This is a genomic window from Bacillus basilensis (assembly GCF_050630465.1).
In the GTDB taxonomy this organism is placed as follows: domain Bacteria; phylum Bacillota; class Bacilli; order Bacillales; family Bacillaceae_G; genus Bacillus_A; species Bacillus_A basilensis.
In genome coordinates this window covers 78,453-96,064 of record NZ_JBNTQO010000011.1, presented here as the reverse complement: position 1 = coordinate 96,064, position 17,612 = coordinate 78,453, and the positions used below count along the sequence as shown (strand labels likewise).

The 17,612-nt window shown below is 31.6% G+C and carries 13 protein-coding genes; all 13 read right to left on the bottom strand.

Annotated elements, in window-relative coordinates; translation table 11 throughout:
* Positions 1-3 precede the first annotated feature (3 nt).
* The 13 genes from ACQVV1_RS19765 to ACQVV1_RS19705 all read right to left on the bottom strand — a co-directional run bounded on the left by ACQVV1_RS19765 (position 4) and on the right by ACQVV1_RS19705 (position 17,535).
* Positions 4-3,534 (bottom strand): bifunctional glycosyltransferase/CDP-glycerol:glycerophosphate glycerophosphotransferase, encoded by a 3,531-nt coding sequence (locus tag ACQVV1_RS19765; RefSeq protein ID WP_431169411.1) that lies wholly within the window; start codon positions 3,532-3,534, stop codon positions 4-6.
* Between the two features lie 22 nt (positions 3,535-3,556).
* Positions 3,557-5,032, bottom strand: coding sequence for a DUF6270 domain-containing protein (locus ACQVV1_RS19760; protein WP_431169410.1), 1,476 nt, complete (start codon positions 5,030-5,032; stop codon positions 3,557-3,559).
* Positions 5,029-7,773, bottom strand: a complete 2,745-nt coding sequence (locus ACQVV1_RS19755) for a bifunctional glycosyltransferase/CDP-glycerol:glycerophosphate glycerophosphotransferase (RefSeq protein ID WP_431169409.1) — start codon at positions 7,771-7,773, stop codon at positions 5,029-5,031. Before ACQVV1_RS19755 ends, ACQVV1_RS19760 begins: the two co-directional genes overlap by 4 nt.
* Positions 7,774-7,838: 65 nt before the next feature.
* Positions 7,839-9,137: a glycosyltransferase gene (locus ACQVV1_RS19750; protein ID WP_431169408.1), complete on the bottom strand. Its 1,299-nt coding sequence runs from the start codon at positions 9,135-9,137 to the stop codon at positions 7,839-7,841.
* Complete coding sequence (locus ACQVV1_RS19745) at positions 9,088-10,347, bottom strand: glycosyltransferase family 4 protein (protein ID WP_431169407.1); 1,260 nt, start codon at positions 10,345-10,347, stop codon at positions 9,088-9,090. The genes ACQVV1_RS19750 and ACQVV1_RS19745 overlap by 50 nt, the downstream gene beginning before the upstream one ends.
* Positions 10,348-10,695: 348 nt before the next feature.
* Complete coding sequence (locus ACQVV1_RS19740) at positions 10,696-11,697, bottom strand: rod shape-determining protein (RefSeq protein ID WP_016085501.1); 1,002 nt, start codon at positions 11,695-11,697, stop codon at positions 10,696-10,698.
* Positions 11,698-11,858: 161 nt separating this feature from the next.
* Entirely contained in the window at positions 11,859-12,131 is a 273-nt protein-coding gene (gene spoIIID / locus ACQVV1_RS19735) for a sporulation transcriptional regulator SpoIIID (RefSeq protein WP_000544012.1), read from the bottom strand.
* A gap of 311 nt (positions 12,132-12,442) precedes the next feature.
* Complete coding sequence (locus ACQVV1_RS19730; protein ID WP_431169406.1) at positions 12,443-13,291, bottom strand: polysaccharide deacetylase family protein; 849 nt, start codon at positions 13,289-13,291, stop codon at positions 12,443-12,445.
* Positions 13,292-13,457: 166 nt separating this feature from the next.
* On the bottom strand, positions 13,458-13,592 hold the full coding sequence (locus ACQVV1_RS19725; RefSeq protein ID WP_000008900.1) for a hypothetical protein: 135 nt from the start codon (positions 13,590-13,592) through the stop codon (positions 13,458-13,460).
* Positions 13,593-13,733: 141 nt separating this feature from the next.
* Positions 13,734-14,639 carry a stage II sporulation protein SpoIIQ gene (gene spoIIQ / locus ACQVV1_RS19720; RefSeq protein ID WP_088047747.1) on the bottom strand — a complete coding sequence of 302 codons (906 nt, stop codon included), beginning with the start codon at positions 14,637-14,639 and terminating at the stop codon, positions 13,734-13,736.
* 161 nt (positions 14,640-14,800) lie between these two features.
* Positions 14,801-15,505: an ABC transporter permease gene (locus ACQVV1_RS19715; protein WP_431169403.1), complete on the bottom strand. Its 705-nt coding sequence runs from the start codon at positions 15,503-15,505 to the stop codon at positions 14,801-14,803.
* A complete protein-coding gene (locus ACQVV1_RS19710; protein ID WP_431169401.1) occupies positions 15,505-16,347 on the bottom strand; it encodes an ABC transporter ATP-binding protein in 843 nt (280 codons plus the stop codon). Before ACQVV1_RS19710 ends, ACQVV1_RS19715 begins: the two co-directional genes overlap by 1 nt.
* Positions 16,348-16,527: 180 nt before the next feature.
* On the bottom strand, positions 16,528-17,535 hold the full coding sequence (locus ACQVV1_RS19705; protein WP_242254253.1) for a LytTR family transcriptional regulator DNA-binding domain-containing protein: 1,008 nt from the start codon (positions 17,533-17,535) through the stop codon (positions 16,528-16,530).
* Positions 17,536-17,612: the final 77 nt, after the last annotated feature.

Here is a 17,612-nt window from a genome sequence, read left to right as displayed (position 1 = left end):
AAATTATCGACTCCCACTAACAAAATTCACAAGTCTATCACAGTTACGTCCATCATCATATTTAATATATTTCTTCTTATTGATTCTCTTGAGTTTCCTCTGTTTAACCAGATATGATTCCACGGCATAAATTACATCGTCTTCTGAATAAGATACATACCCTGGTAATAATTTCTCAATATTTTCTTGAGAGATTGGTGTGTTATTTTGAAACAAATAATTAATGATTGGTTTCTCTAAATATACAAAGTCAAAGGAAATACTTGAATAGTCTGTAAGCATCATAGAACTTCTCTCAATTAATTGTCTTACATTCACCTTATTGAAGTCATGGATTTCAACATTTGGTGAGGATTTTAACTTCTCTACTATACCTGAGGTGTCTTTTTCTAAAAGTTGGCATGTTCTTGGATGTAAACATACATCTAGTATGATATTGTTTCTTTCCAGGACCTCTATAAATTTATTATTATTCAATAAAGATTGGATGGTCTTGAAATATTTACTTTCCATTAATTGATCTAAGTTTTGTATGTTTTTACGCCAAGTAAATGTCATCATAATACGTTTTTCTTTTTCTTTATTTTTTAACGTATCAAATCTAGGAAGCCCATAATTCAAAATTTCCTCGTTATTGTAACCAAAATGATTCTTAATAATTTGTTCCTCTAAATTACTACTTGTCAAGATATAGTCCGCTAAGTCTTTATTAGAATGATATACATTCTCCACCCGTCCAGGGAGAATAATACCATGTTGAATAAATACACGTTTGGCTTTCCTTAAATGCTTAATATTTGATGGTAACAATATATTTACATTATCACTACTAAATATATACTTAGCATTCATTGAATAGATAATATGCTTTAGACTATAGAATGGGATAACATGCCCAAGTCTTTTAACTTTATCATAGTCAGGAGATTTTTTATCAATTAAATAATATACATCCTTATTAGGGTATTTTTCTCTACAATGTTTAAAGAACCAATATCCAGTGTCATTCGCAGAATTACCCAGTTTTTCGCCAACTAACCAAATTTCTTTTTTATGAAGCAATAAATTTGAAAGATCCTCCGTTATTACTCCTAATAGCAATTTTAATTTCTTAGACTTACTAATATAATTATTATTTTTAATTTGCTTTATTGAATATTGTTTTTTCCTTATATTAGACGCCAATTTCCTTTTTAAGTACTCCCACTTACTATTAAATTTCTTGTAATTTAAAGCCAGCTTACTCCTAGTTTTCACAATAGGAATAATTTCAAATCTATTCTTTTCATTTTCTACAAAATGATTATTTGCCTTATAAATAAAATTATTATTCATTCCTCCAAGTGCGGCGCTTTTTAACTCCCCCAGAAATTCAGTCTCAATAAAGAAATCATATCCACCTGGTTCGATACTTTCATCAAATTTAATTATAACTTCATAACCACTATGACCGTATTTAAAACGTGCTGAAGAAAATTTATTATTATATGAATAAGTTGGTGTAAAGCGATATTCCCTCTTACTCTCTCTATGCTTCATCAGAATAGTGTGTTTAATATCTTTTTTATTTGTGATTGAAATATTTTTAAGATATGCTAATCCTTTTAAAACCAATTTATTATCGACAAATTTAATATCAATTAATCGATTCACTAACTTAGTAGACTCAAAGAGATGTGTAATATCAATTAAAATTTCTTTCTTTTTATACATAAAGGAAAAATATACATTATTGTTACGTTTTAAGGTCTTAAAAGGAAATTGATCTATATAGTCATACATCATAACCTTATTAAGTAATTGTGATAAAGTTATTAACTCCCCATACTTTTCATTTATCAGAAGCGATAATTTCACATAATTTATAATAGAAAAGATTTTTATTCTTTCTTGATCAAAGTTCTTGCTAAATAAAGTATTCTTTATTATCTTTAGTGCTTGAATTTGTTCATTTTCAGGATAATCTAGAATATTAGCAATATGTTGATTCGCTTCCAACATTCTATAGTATTGAATATCATCATGAAATCTCCCTAACCTAGCAATAGAAAAACGATTCTTATCGATAATCGAATCGACAGTTGTTAAAGCTATTTGTAGATCTAGTAGGTTTTTTATTGTCTTCTGTTGTGTAGTAGATTCATTATCAGTTTCACGCCTACCACGATAATAATATACAAAATCCTCAATTAAAATAGTTTTTCTAGAATCAAAAAAGCTTTCAATAGCAAATAGGAAATCTTCTCCATATCTAATGTGTTTATTAAATTTAGTTCTTTGGATTAATTCTGCTCTATAAAATTTAGCACATGAACTTGGGAATAAATATAGAATTGGATTATGCTTAATATGTGTTTCTTTATATCCTTCAATACTATTTTCATATTTATATCTCTCGGCAAATCTTGGATTCACTTTGGAAGATTCAAAGAATGACTCACCTACAAAGGACATCATTTTACCCACCACTAAATCTGCTTTTTGTTCTTCAGCATATGAGTACATTTTCTCACAAGCATCCTTTGCTAAATAATCATCCCCATCTAAAAATGTAATATATTTTGCCTCAGCTAAACTAATACCTATATTTCTTGGTTCTGATGGACTCCCCGTATTATCCAAAAAATACCACTTGATATTTTTATGTTTATTTGCCAAATCTCTAATGATATCCTGTGTGTTATCTGTTGATCCATCATCAACTACCACAACCTGTACATTTTCAAGTGTCTGTTTTAGTACGGATTGAATAGCTTGCCCAATATAATTTTCAACATTATAACTAGCGATAACAACCGCAGCATTATATTTATACTCTCTTTCTTGGTATAAACATTGAATTTCTTTTACAAGCCTTTGAATATACTTCTCATTTTTTTTTGCAGGATTTAAAACCTTGATTAAAGACATGTCAGAATAATTTTCTTCTTTAATACTAATTACTTTAGCATTATGAATATTTTCTTTTAAATATTTGTAATACCCCTTTAGTTTCTCATTCCACGCTCTAATGTCATTGATATTTTTAAATTCCTTAAATTCTCCATCCTTTAAATACCGTTCTGATAGATACATTTCATGAATAATTACCTTATTAGTAAAATGACTATTTAAAAGCTTTACAAATTTATCACAATATTTTTTCCAAATACTAAACTCAACATTTGAAACCACACTAGAAGCTGGTTGTATTTTCGAATATAAATTGCTGTCTCTTAATAACCAACTATCCACAATCATAGTATCTTTATATTTCAGTAAATTATATCGCTCATCTAATAAGTCAATAACAATATAATCGTTTTTTCTGCCTAACTGTTCTATATCCTCTACAATCTTCTTATTAAGTTCATTAGCTAGAATAACTTGTTTGTTATACACTGCTGGTTGTATTTTTTTAGAATCAATGTTTAACGATGGAGACATTATATCTATAATAGAACCTAGTGTATAATCAATATCAACATATAACTTTTCATTTGATACCATACTTAATATTGTTCCTGTTTCATAACCAAGAGAAATAATATTCATTCTGCTCACCTTCCAACCGTTTCTAATCTGTAATTTTCCCTATTTGTCTTTCTAACTCTAAGTAATATTTATCATTAAAGTGATATGGGAAACATCCCCATAAATGTTTTGAGTCGCAGTAGAAATAGTTCTCTTCCCTCGGCTTAATTACATTTATCCCCTCAAAATTTTCTTTGAAATATTGATAATAGTGGGCTAATAGCTTATTGAATTTACAAATATAATCCTGGTTTTCAAATAAATACATCTGATTATCTTTTAAATAGGAATTCACCATTTGTACTTCATTTAAAATAATTTGCTCTGGACGGAAGTATTTTTTCAATTCCTCAATAAAATTGAAACAGTTTTCTTCCCAAATCTTTGTTACCTCCGCTTCAAATCTATCTAATATAGTCACATTAAATTCCTTTTGTAAATTTGATTCTCTATATTCCCAACTTCTTGTAAAATATGTATTTTGATACTTTAAAATATCAAAACGTTCTTCCATAAAGTCTATTACCAAATAATCTGTCTTCTTAGCGATATCTTTTAAATTTTTTATAAAAGTTTTGTCTATGTCCCTATGTAATGCTTTTCTTCTAAAAGCACTAACCAAAGATATTTGGTCCTCATTATATGATATTGGTTTTGCTGTTACACTAGCCAAACTACTCCGAGCATAGTAATCCATTATTTCATATTTCAGGTGACCATTATGCTCTTCATATACTCTAAAAATATCCCTGGAATCACAGCTACCAAATATCAATATTTTATTTTTTAAACTTTCAGTTCTATATTCCGGTTGTTTTATAGCAAATTCATTCCATAAAGCCCCATACAGACACTCATAATAACTGACACTTAATAAATGTGGTCTTAATAAATACTTATGATTAGCATCCGCATAGTTCTGATCTATTTTTATAATATTAATCCCTTCAAAATTCCTTTTAAAAAATTCATACTTGCCCTTTAAAACCTCATTAATTTTTTTAATCTCGTCCGAATTAGAAAACTCTAATAATTCCCCATCCTTTATATATTTTTCCGCCAAATACAGTTCATGAAGAATAACCTTTTCATTAGAAATTAACTTTTTTAATCTATCTATCAGTAATAAGCATGCGCTATACCATGTTTCATTAAGTTCGTTTTGATAAACTTCATTATTCTTTAAAAGATTCATTAATGAACTACCTTGAACATCATAATTTAGAGTAATAAAACTACTATCTTTTTTTACTGAACTATACGTTTCATCCAAAAAGTCTATAATAATATATTCACTCTCTTTCGCCTTCTCAGATAAGCGTTTTAAATAACCTTTTTTTAATTGTTCTAAGGTATAATGATTTAAATTTATTGTATCTTGTTGCTCTAATCCTTTAATGGGTTTAGACATTAAACTCATTATATTTGTTTTACATATGCTATCAATTAAAGATATACCTGGTTTTTTATATAGATCGAACAACAACCTGCTTCCTGTTCCAATAGTGATGACTTTCATATCTTTTTTTCCTCTAATCTAGATATTTTTTTAAATATTGCCTCGCAATGTAAGGTTTTACCCCTCACTAAAAATTTTTTCTCTTTACCTTGAAAATTGTAAAACAATCTGCTTCCTTTAAAGCAATACAATATACTTTGAAGAATTGCATCTAAATCCGTTACCACAGGACCAAATAAATCTTCCTTATGGTTAATTGGCCCCTCGTTATAATGTCTAGAATAAAATTCATCATAATCAAACTGAAAAAAAATAACAGGCTTATTCATATAAGCAAAATCAAATGAAACTGTAGAATAATCTGTAATTAGTAAACGATGTCGTTTTAGTAGACTTTGCACTGTTTCTTCACCCTGTTTTAAGACCTTGATTCGTTCATGAAATACAGGCGTTTCAGCACCTAATTTTTGAGTCTGATAATGAGGAAAGAAAGTCAATGTCATGTCTTTCTCTTCTAACATCCGATGAAGCTCTTTACTTTTTAAAAATGACATATAGGTCTGCCAGTACTTAGATTTCATTAATTGGTCTTTCGTTTTAATCCAACTTCTCCAAGTTGGCATGAGTAAAATTTCATTTCCTTTACTCTCATCCTTTAAGGCATCCCAACGTGCAAGCCCCGTTACAATTACTTCTTCTTCGTCATATCCAAATTCCTTGACGATATGTTCCTTCTCAAACTGTGAAGACACAACAAATAGAGAATAGCCCATTCGATTTTTATTTAACACATGATTTACACGACTTACCCCTATAACACCATGTTGAATAAAAATTTTCTTATTTTGCTGCCATTCGGGATAGTACTTTAAAATGTGTTTATAGTCATCTGTATACATATTGGCTGTTTCTGAATAACTATTAATGGTTTTATTACAAATTAATAAATAAAATGTATGTTTAAAACTACCGTATTGGATTATATTACCTAATCCTTCGATATTTTTATAATCATTACTTTCCTTATTAATAATATAAAAAGCTGGAACATCAGGATGTTTCTTCCGAATATACGTAAATAAGTGATAGGAATTATCTTGTGCTGTATCTTCTCTTTCACCAATTAACCATATATTCTTTCTACGAAAATATGATCCAAATAATTTATAGAATATAATTGCAAGTAATGCTTTATAATTTTTTCTTTTAAATAACCCTAAATCATAGCGAATTGCTCGCTTAACTTCACTATATGTATTCATCATTCTCTTCATATAGTTAGACTTACGAATTTGAATTGTAGCTTCACTATTTTCATATAGTACCTTAATATCCAATGAATTTTCATTTTGATACTTTGTATTATTGCGTAACTGTGCTAACAGAACCCTTAGCGGTTCTTCAATAACAGTTTTCCCTATGCTGAGGCGTATTGATATTTTCCATTCTCCCTCTTCTAACAAATCTCTTACATTGACTTCTATTGTTTCAAATCCCGCATCATTATAGTCAATGGTATTGTTAGAAAATAAGTATGATATATCCGTACGTAAGGAGTTTTTTAGTTGAATTGTTTTAGTGGTTCCATCTTTATAAAATACTACTTCTTTTTTTATTTTTTTAGTTGATAAATTTTCAACGAATGCATATCCACTAATTGTAAGAATCTCTTTACGAAGTTTTATCCCTTCAATTTTATGAACTAGGGCTAAATTATTAACTTGTAATAATTCTTTATATCGAGGGAAAAATCGATAATAAAAATAATAATATTTCTCATTATCATATACATGTTCTTTTGTAATTAATTCATCCTGAAAGATATTTAGTAATTTCTCTAAACCTATATAATCATTTTCTTTTATCATTTCAGTTATTAATTGATCCCGCACATTACAATCTTCTACATGTTTAAAACTAATTAGACTTGATAGAAACTTATTTCCTAATTGAATGACTTCTAAGAGCTTTTCATTTGAAAAATCTTTTCCCTTTAAAACAATGGAATCCACAAAGAATTTCCACTGTCTTGACTCTATAGTATGAATTAATGCAAGCCTTTTTCTCTCTCTATACATGGCCGTTAATTTCATTTGTAATATAACTAACTGATTAAAAAATGTAATCGTTGTATTTTTAGATAGGTTATTATTACCGTTATCTACTATTCTATAATAGAGCAAGGGTATCTCGCGTACGATTACCCTTGCTGAAACCAACAAACATTGTTGGGTAAATAGCAAGTCTTCTCCTACCCAAAGATCTTCATCAAAATGAATCCCATTAAGGACGCACATTTCTCTTTTAAATATCTTATTGCTCGTGGATGGAGTGAAATGTAATTCTAAGTTTTCCGCAACGTTTCTAATTAGTGGGAATTTCTTATTAAATAATTTTTTCATATATGAAAGTGGCCAATTTTTATATTCATTAAAACAAATAATATTGGCAATAACCATATCTGCATTATTTCCACTCGCAACCTCATACATTTTCTCGTATCCAGCTAAATGTACATAATCATCCGCATCTAAAAATGTAACATATTCCCCGTTTGCTTTTTGTAATCCGGCATTACGAGCAGCACTCACACCCGAATTCTGTTGTCTATAAACTTTCAAATTATTATGTTGTTTTTCATACTGCCTCAATACTGTCATACTATTATCTGTTGAGCCATCATCAACAACAATAATTTCAATCCCCTTTAATGTCTGTTCAACAACAGATTGTAAACACTGAGCTAAATATTGTTCTTTATTATAATTTGTAATTACTACACTTAGCTTTACTTTCTTCAAGAAACCCTCATTCCCATCTTTTAGTTCCTATGGTAACGTAGAAATCAAAAATCTTTTCTCCTATATCATTCCAAATCCTTATATATATTTATAAAGAGTTCTTTTTCATTTTCCCAATTATAATTATTACGGGCAATGAAGCTATTTTCTCTCATTTTTTCTCTTTCTTCTGGATGTTCTAGTATGTAGTTTACTCCTTCAGCAATGGAAGCAGGATTGTGAGAATCTATACAAACCCCAACATATTCATTTTCCACCACACGTTGTATCTCTGGAAAACTACAAGCAACAACTGGAACCCCGCTCATCATATATTCAAATAGTTTATTAGATGAAGCTGAATAATGATTAAAACAAACGTTATTTAAAACTTGAAAACCTAAATAAGCGTTCTTCGTATAGTGTAATAATTCATTTACAGGTACTTTCGGAATGAATTTCACTTTATTTTCCAAACCTAAATCCAATACCATCTTCTGTAACTCAGGTTTAATACGTCCATCGCCAATAAATACAAGTATGCCCTTTTTAAACATTGGAACTGCTTGTACTAGCTTTTCTAGGCCTCTGCCCACTTGAATTCCGCCTTGATACAATAAGATAGGCTCTTCCTGCGGAATCCCTAACACTTCATGCAAATTAATCGAATTACTGTCCTCTGGTTGTGTTACAAAAGGATAATTATGAATGACCTTAGGGTAGAAGCCATATAAATCTTCCGCATATTTTGCACGAGTATGATTTTCCATAATCATCACATCTGTATATTTTAGAAAGAATTTCTCCATAATTCCATAAATTTTACTATTGTATCCGGTACGGCTGGTCTGTACCTCATGTGAATCATAGATTAATTTCTTTTTTCTAAATACTTTCGCACAAAGCCATCCTTGTGGTAGTGTATTTAAATCATTGGAATGATAGAAATCATATTCCTTCTTCAAACCAACCTTAACCATTTGAATCAGTATGTAAGAGCGTACAATTAATGTCCGTAGCTTTCCCATAGAAAATAATGCACCAAATAAAAATATCAAACATGTTATCATTGGGAATTTCCACAAACAAAGTGCTGCAATTACTCCAAATAAAAACATTGTAACTATATTTTTCGTTATCAACTGCTTTACCCTTTTTGCTGCACCCAATCCTTTTTGTAAAAGAGATAGTCGGTTATTTACACGTGTTACTGTAAATCCTTCTTTTCGCATCTCCCACTTAGGTAAATCATTTTGTTTCCAATCATGAATACATATCAGGTCTACTTCATAATCCTCTTCAGCTAAAGCCGTGCATTCCCTTAATACACGAGCATCATTTGTGAAGTGGTTCCATACGAACATACATACTTTCTTCTGTGGCATCATTTTCCTCCATTAAACTTGTTAATACTTTAATATTATTTTTCCATCTCAAATATTGGAAAGCAAATTCATGCCCATTGTTTCCCATTTTCCTACGTAATATCTCATTTTCAGCTAGTTTGATAATGTGTTCTCCTAATTCTTTAGCTGTTCGATCATTTGAAATCAAACCACATTGAGCTTCATTAATAACTTTTTCGGCATATCCAGACACATCACCAATAATAGGCTTTTTCATACACATATAATCAATAACCTTTCCCGGCAAAACAGTTTGAAATACTTTTTCATCTACTAAACTAACATATGCAATATGTGCCTTTGCAACTTCTCTTAAGGTTTTATTACGACTTTTCGCTTTAATAATTTCTATATTAGAAAGTTTTTTTTCTTTAATAACTTCAGCCACCTGATAACTTTTAAACCCATAGCCAATTATTTTAAATTTAATATTTTCCTGTTCTCGTAGATATTCAGCCACCTCAATCAACTTTAGTACATCTTGAGCTAACCCAATATTTCCTGTATAAATTACTTCAACTGTTTTAGTACTCGAATCAGTTATAGCTTTTTTAGTTTCTAGCATATGTAATTCTTCTTCTGTTAAAGAGTTTGGCATAAATGATACTTTTTCACGTCTGACCCCTTTTAACTCCAGGTATGGAATAAACCCTGCGCTATTTACAATAATTTGATCAGCCACACGATATAACATCTTTTCTAAAGCATATGCTATCGATAATACAAACCGATTTGCAAAAACTCCAACTCCCAACAATGATTCTGGCCATAAATCTCGGACATCTAATAATAATTCAGCTTTCAATTTTTTCTTAGCAAAAAAACCTGCTATACCAATAAAAATAGGCGGAGTTGAAACGAATACATAATCATACTTTTTATCCATACGAAATATAGCCATAATAAAAAGCATTGTGATTTCTAAATACAAAAATAATCTCCTTAGCATATTATTTGTGTATTTTTTTACTCTTGGTTTTACTCTTATAACATCTTCGCTATTTATCGATTCTTCATCCCAAAATTCCTGTTTCTTATATAAATTCTCATTTGGATATCTTGGATCAGTAGTCAAGATTGTAACATCGTATCCTCTTTCACTTAATTCCAAATAAATATTCTTTATTCTATTTGCTGCGCTTCCAATTTCCGGATAAAAATTTTGTGCTATTACTAACACCTTCTTCATTTCTCTATGTCCCTTCTTCCTCCCATATCAAATAATACCCCATTCTATTTCACCTAATAACTGCCTGTTTTTACTATTTTTTAACAAAGTTCACTTTAGATTTACAAAGTTCGCTTTAAATTTACAAATACAAGGATATCACTAAATCTGACAAAATTGAACCTTTCTAATTGATAATTTAACTTTTCACCGCTCATATAAATACAGTGGAATATATAAATATAATAAGAGTACGTAAATTCATCAATATTTACTACTAATTGATCCAATACAAATAAACCTTAAACAGTAGATAATAAAGCCAACTGTTCAAGGTTTACAGTATTTCAAAACATATTAATTTAATATTTATCGCAAAGCACGACGTGGTAATTTATCAATATTCTCTAACATAATACCTGTACCAACCGCAACGCAGTGCATTGGGTTTTCAGCAATTAATACTGGTACTTTTAGTTCTTCTGCTAGAAGCATGTCGATACCGTGTAGTAAAGCTCCACCGCCTGTTAGAATAACACCGCGGTCGATGATGTCCGCCGATAATTCTGGTGGTGTGCGCTCTAGTACGCCTTTTGCAGCTTGTACAATGACAGCTGCGTCTTCTTTTAGTGCTTCTGTAATTTCTTCAGAGCATACTGTAATTGTACGTGGTAAACCAGTTACCATGTCACGTCCACGAATTTCAAGCTCTTCACTGCGTGCACCTGGGAATACTGTACCAACTTTAATTTTAATATTTTCTGAAGTACGTTCTCCAATTAATAGCTTATACTTACGTTTAACGTAGTTTAAGATCTCCATATCAAACTTATCGCCAGCCATTTTGATAGAGGAAGAGGTAACAATATCACCCATAGATAGTACAGCGATATCCGTTGTACCTCCACCAATATCAACAACCATATTACCGCTTGGTTGGAAGATTTCCATACCAGCACCAACTGCGGCTACTTTTGGTTCTTCTTCTAAAAATACTGTTTTACCACCTGAACGTTCAGCAGCCTCACGAATTGCTTTTTGTTCTACTGATGTGATATTTGTTGGACAACAAATTAAAATGCGAGGTTTTGAAAAGAAGCTCTTTACGTCCAATTTGTTGATGAAATACTTTAACATTGCTTCTGTAATTTCGAAATCTGCGATTACACCATCTTTTAGTGGACGAATGGCTACAATATTACCAGGCGTACGTCCCACCATACTTCTTGCTTCTTCACCTACTGCTAATACTTTACCTGTGTTACGATCAATAGCAACAACAGATGGCTCATTTAATACAATACCCTTACCTTTAACATGGATTAATACGTTAGCCGTACCTAGGTCAATTCCGATATCTCGCGCAAACATTCCCGTTTTTTCCTCCTCGATATTCAAAATCAGGTTACACCCGAATTCTTTTACACCTAATTTCTGATTTTATCATAAATTTAACAGAAACGTAATATTCGCAAAAAGAATTCTTCTGAAAAATATTACCGAATTGAAACGGAATGTTCACGATTGTACCTTTATTGACGTACCGGCTTTTCTACATCTTCTTTTCTATACTTTTGTTTTGTTGCTTCTCCGCCTCTTAAATGACGAATAGACTTATGATAATCAAGAATTTCTTTCACTTCATTTGCGAGCTCTGGATTAATTTCTGGTAGACGTTCCGTTAAATCTTTATGGACTGTACTCTTTGATACCCCAAATTCCTTTGCAATGACACGCACTGTCTTTCTTGTCTCCACGATATACTTACCAATCTTGATAGTTCTCTCTTTGATGTAATCGTGCACACCACTCGCCTCCCTAAATTGGATGTGAGAAGTGTGAAATGAGCCTCGCTGCATACGACTAAGAAGTAAGTGTGAGTGCTGTTTGTAAGCGTTAAAGATTCTTGGATTTATAATGAAATGATTCACGATTTCTCACCTCAAACACTCTCTTTGCTTTGGTTTATACCATTGTATTGCCCGCACTACTGATATATGCTACATGTTCACTATTTTTGCGGACTAAGTACAAAAATATTTTAACTTCAGAAAAAATACAGGTTAAAACAAAAAAGCCTATTAGAATTTAAATACAATTCTAATAGGCTTGAACTTTACTTACTTGAAATCTCATATTTACCTGAAACTATGTTCTCAAAGGTATCCATTTTAGTATCCGCTGAAATAAACCAACGTTTAATCTCTAGCGGTTTACTGTTCTCTGTAGCATACCCTGCCGAACTAGTAAAAGCTAATCCTACTCCCAATTCATTTAATGCTTCTAACGAAGCATTATTATATTTTCCAAATGGATAAGAGAAGTAGTTTGTTTGCAACAATTTATTACTTTGCAAAATGTCTTTCTTAACATCATCTTTAGCTGCTTTAATTAATGCCGGTTTATTATCTATTACTTTATTAAGATCGTGTGTATGACTTCCAAATTCAAATACATCTTTCATTTTTTCTAACTCAATTTTACTCAACGTTTGAATATTCTTAGAATCAAATTTTTGAACTTTTTCAGTCAGTTTAGATGATACTGCAAATGAAACGGCATGCATTTTATATTTTTTTAGAATTGGGTATGCATAGACATAATTTGATTTTGAAGAATTATCAAATGTAATTAGTACACTTTTTTCAGGAAGTGACTTCTTATCCTTTATATAACCCTCAAATTCCTTTAACGTTAACGCATGATACTTATTGTCTGATAAATATTTAATTTGTTTTTCAAATTCACTTACAGATAAAATATTTTTCTTATCCTTAAATTCTGGATTACTCTGCTTATCTTTATCTTTAGCTAAATAGTAATACTGCAAAACAGGTACCTTCTTCTGGTTACTTTCAGCATTCATTTTATTATAAATGAAAAATCCAATCCCAGCGATTAATGCCACTACAATCGCTATTAAAATAAATAATTTTTTCGAACTTTTGCTTTCTCTTGCTTCCAATTTAAAACTTCCCCCTCAACCACAACAAAAAAACACAGTATTTTAGATTCCTACTGTATTCAAATATCGTTTTCCTATGTAAAAAAATCACAATTAGTATTATACGGCCTAGCTTTAAAAATTCCAATAGGTGTACAAAAAGAAAAAGACACTCTTTCTTAGAGTGTCATTCTTCTCTTTCCAAATCTTCTTCTAACAATTGATGGTGGGGAACCTCTTTCTTACCGGCAATATAATAATATAAGGTGAATAAAACAAACAATAAAATAATAGCAGTCGACAGAACAAACAAAAATGACACAGTATCCCCTCCCTTTTGTAATATATATTCGAGAATCTCGTCATTTTTCCTTGTTATTGCAACTTTTTTCTCGAAATTGAGTATTTTTATATGAAAATGAAAAAATCAACTCTCCTAGTGAGAGCTGATTTTTTTACTTTCTTATTCTTGTGAAGAAGAACTATTAGATGATTCTGTAGAACCATTTGTTGATTTTTCTTCTTTCTTCGGTTCTTCTTTTTTGTCACTAGTCGAACCGCTAGTTGATTTCTCTTCTTTTTGAGACTTGTCTTCTGTTTTACTTTCTGGTTTCGTGCTTGTTGACTTTTCTTCTTTTTGAGATTTGTCATCAGCTTTTTTACCAGAAGCATTCGTTGCCTTTGCAGCACCTGCATCGGCTTTAATTTCTGCTACTGATTTATTTAAGTAGCGCTCAGGGTTCACAGCCACATTGTCTTTACGTACTTCAAAGTGAACGTGAGAACCTGCTTCTTTATTCATTGCACTTAGACCGGATGTTCCTAATACTTCACCTTGTACAACTCGTGCACCTTTTTCTACTTTCACACTACCTAAGCTTTGATAAGAAGCTGCTACACCATTTCCACTATCAACTGTTACAACATAACCAAGAAGTGAATCTTTTTCAGCCTTCGTTACTGTACCGCTTAAAGCAGCAGCTACATTGAATTCTTTTCCATTCTTCGCAGCAATGTCGATTCCTTTGTTTGGGGAATATGTGTTGTTATAAAAGACAAGTGCTTTTTCTTGTTCCGCCTCAGTTGCTGCATCTTCATAGAACTTCTTCTGTACGACTACTTCCGCATTAGCGGCAGCTGGCATTTTCACTACTTCTGAAGATTTCGTTACTGGTACCGCTGGATCTTCCGATTGTGTATACGGTGTTGCTTGATCTTGGTTCGGAGTCTTCTTCGGATTAGCTCCTTGGAACCATAGCGCAACCATTAAGATTACTGCTGCACAAGCAATGTATAGTGCCGGAAATACCCATCTTTTTTGAAATAAATGTACTACCTTTTGCGACTTTTTATTATTTCTTCCTCGCATTCCATCATCACCTCAGCAATCATTTTGAACAATATTCACGTATCCTATACAACGTATAACTAATTACTTTTCGACAAAATCTGTAAAAATATGTATGAGGATTGTAAAATTTCCGAGGAAATGATAGAAAAAAGAAAAAACTGAGCATTTTAGCTCAGTTTTTAATCTAATTGTTTCTTTTTATATACGATTAAACATGCAATAAGTGAAATAATAAGCCAAGCTCCAACATTTATCATATGCCCACTAATACTACTAAACCCAGCACCCTCTACTAAGCTTTTAATTGCTTTTTCAAGATGAGATGTTGGAAGATAACTAATCATTGTCTTAATTACTTTATTTTCAACCATTGGTTCAAATTGCACAGCTAAATACATCGTCATTAATATCGGCATTCCAATTAGTGATGTTTGTGGGACAGACTCAGCTAGTAATCCAATCATTGTTCCAATTAAAGTAAATAGAATTGTTCCACATAAGAAAACAAATGCTAGCAATAAGAAATTTCCACTTAATTGATCTAAAATGAATAAGTTTACAATGGAAATAACTAACGTTAAACATGCTGTTAATATACTTTTCCCAAGAAGAACTTCAACAGAAGAAGCTGGTGATAGCATTAATACTCGTAACGTATGTTTTTCTTTCTCTTCTGCAATTACCATTGATTGAACAAATCCTGCAACAAATAGAAAGGCCATTAAAGTAATAATGCCAACACCTGCCTGTCCTTCTCCAAATCGGCTAAATATAAATGCAAATATAATTGGTAAAGATGCCATTAACAACACTTGTGAATTTGTCTTAAAATCTTGTACTTCTTTTCTAAAAATAGCTGATACACGTCTCATTGAAAATGTCATTATAATCCCCTCCCAGTAACTTCAATAAAGATATCGCCTAGCGTTGGTTCGTGTGAATGAATAGATAGTAATTCGCCCTTTTTCATCCATTCTGAAATACGTTTTGCGCCTAATTCGTCTTTTTGCACTACTTCTTTTTGTTTATCTTTTAATACGACTTGTATTTGATCCTTAGCGTATTGCAAGCGCAGGTTCTCTGGCGTATCAAGTGCTACAATTTCTCCGCCACATAGAAAGGCAATGCGGTTACAAAGCGTTTCTGCTTCGTCCATGTTGTGAGTCGTTAAGAAAATTGTCGTTCCTTCTTTGTTCAAGTCTTTTAAGATTTTATGAATGTTTTGTACGTTTACTGGATCAAGTGCAGATGTTGGTTCGTCTAAGAAGAGGATATCTGGTTTATGAAGAATTGCTCTAGCTAATGTGACGCGCTGCTTCATTCCTTTTGATAATTTCTTTACTAATGTTTTTTTATCATCTAATAGATTCACTTGCGCTAGCACTTCATCGATTCGTTCTTTTTTACAATCGTATAAGTCACAAAATAATAGTAAGTTATCATAAATGCTAAGTCTTTCATATAAGCCACTGTTGTCTGTTAAAATACCAATTCGTTTGTAATCGATGTTGCTTGGCCCTGTAATATCTTTCCCTAATACTCTTACCGTTCCAACGCTATGAAGTAATTGAGAAGTTAAAATCTTTACTGTTGTTGTTTTTCCAGATCCACTCGGTCCGAGGAATCCGAAAATCTCTCCTTGCTTTACCTCAATATTTACATTTCGAAGTGCTGTTTTTTCATTGAAGCTTTTCATTACATCTTTCATTTCAATTGCCAATGTCATCTCGTCATCCCCTTTGTTTTTCTCTTTTATAAATGAAAGTCGCTTTAGCTCTTTTCGTTTTTTGTTTTGCTTTTCTTGACTCAATCATATGAAAAACAAAGGGTAGACGCAGTAAAATACCGGTAAAAGGAGTATTTTTACCGGTGAATGAATCATATTTTGAGCTTATTGGAGCAATTTTTATAGCCCAATCACACCTTTTAATTCATCCATTCGTCCTTTCGATAGCGGGATTGAACTTTTTCTTTCGTCATCCAAAATTAAACTAAAACTATTACGAGTCCAAGTAATCACTTCTCGAACCCTTTGTAAATTCACAAGGTAAGAACGATGACATCTAAAGAAACCAAAACCTGTTAACCTTGCTTCTAGTTCGCTTAATGTTAATGCGCATACGAAATCCCCTTCACGAACGTGAATATGTGTCACTCCATTTTGCGTTTCAATGAAATGAATTTCCATTGGATCAAGTAAAATGATTTTATCGTTCACTTTCGCTGGTATTCTTTCTAACTTCATTTGCGGAATCATTTGAACGACCTTCTCTTCATCGACTTCTTCTGCTTCCTCTTGTTCAATTTCTACTTTTTTCACACCATTATTGTTTAATATGTATACATCTTCTGTTAATGAAAGGGCGTCCGATAGAAATGATGACGTGATAAAGATTGCCTTTCCTTGCTCTTTCATTTTCATAATTGCTTTTCGAATAATAATCGTACTCTCTATATCTACATTTTGCTCTGGCTCTTCCAAAACAACTAAATCTGGATTATGAATCATAACACGCCCGATATGAAGACGGCGTTTCTCTGAAAATGATAATTTTTCTATTTTAACGTTTAGCTTATCTAAGAGACCGACATATTGCACTACTTCTTCTGTGCTCATATTTGATTCATACAGTCCTATTAAGAACTTGAAGTATTCCTTTACCTTCAAACGATCATATGCCTCATCTTTCAAGAAACAAAAGCCGATGTGGGAATAATGTTTCTTTCCAATCGCTTCACCTTCAAATAGCACATTTCCAGTTGAAGCTTCTTCCTCACCAATAATGATGCGGTGCAACACTTTAGCTGTATGATTATTACATTGCAAAACAATACATTGCCCTTTCTCAACCTCTAGCTCAATTACTGGTAACTGGTTCGTCTTCCCTAATTGTTTCAACTCCAATAACGCCATTTCGTCTCCCCCGAATGCTTTTTATCACATTATACCAAACAATTAATGGAAATTTTTGATATTTTATGAAGCACCAT

What these genes read in the sequence shown, in the direction of transcription:
- ACQVV1_RS19765 (WP_431169411.1), bottom strand. Translation starts at nt 3,534, where the DNA reads ATGAATATTATTTCTCTTGGTTATGAAACAGGAACAATATTAAGTATG.
- ACQVV1_RS19760 (WP_431169410.1), bottom strand. Translation starts at nt 5,032, where the DNA reads ATGAAAGTCATCACTATTGGAACAGGAAGCAGGTTGTTGTTCGATCTA.
- ACQVV1_RS19750 (WP_431169408.1), bottom strand. Translation starts at nt 9,137, where the DNA reads ATGCCACAGAAGAAAGTATGTATGTTCGTATGGAACCACTTCACAAAT.
- ACQVV1_RS19745 (WP_431169407.1), bottom strand. Translation starts at nt 10,347, where the DNA reads ATGAAGAAGGTGTTAGTAATAGCACAAAATTTTTATCCGGAAATTGGA.
- ACQVV1_RS19740 (WP_016085501.1), bottom strand. Translation starts at nt 11,697, where the DNA reads ATGTTTGCGCGAGATATCGGAATTGACCTAGGTACGGCTAACGTATTA.
- spoIIQ (WP_088047747.1), bottom strand. Translation starts at nt 14,639, where the DNA reads ATGCGAGGAAGAAATAATAAAAAGTCGCAAAAGGTAGTACATTTATTT.
- ACQVV1_RS19715 (WP_431169403.1), bottom strand. Translation starts at nt 15,505, where the DNA reads ATGACATTTTCAATGAGACGTGTATCAGCTATTTTTAGAAAAGAAGTA.
- ACQVV1_RS19710 (WP_431169401.1), bottom strand. Translation starts at nt 16,347, where the DNA reads ATGACATTGGCAATTGAAATGAAAGATGTAATGAAAAGCTTCAATGAA.
- ACQVV1_RS19705 (WP_242254253.1), bottom strand. Translation starts at nt 17,535, where the DNA reads ATGGCGTTATTGGAGTTGAAACAATTAGGGAAGACGAACCAGTTACCA.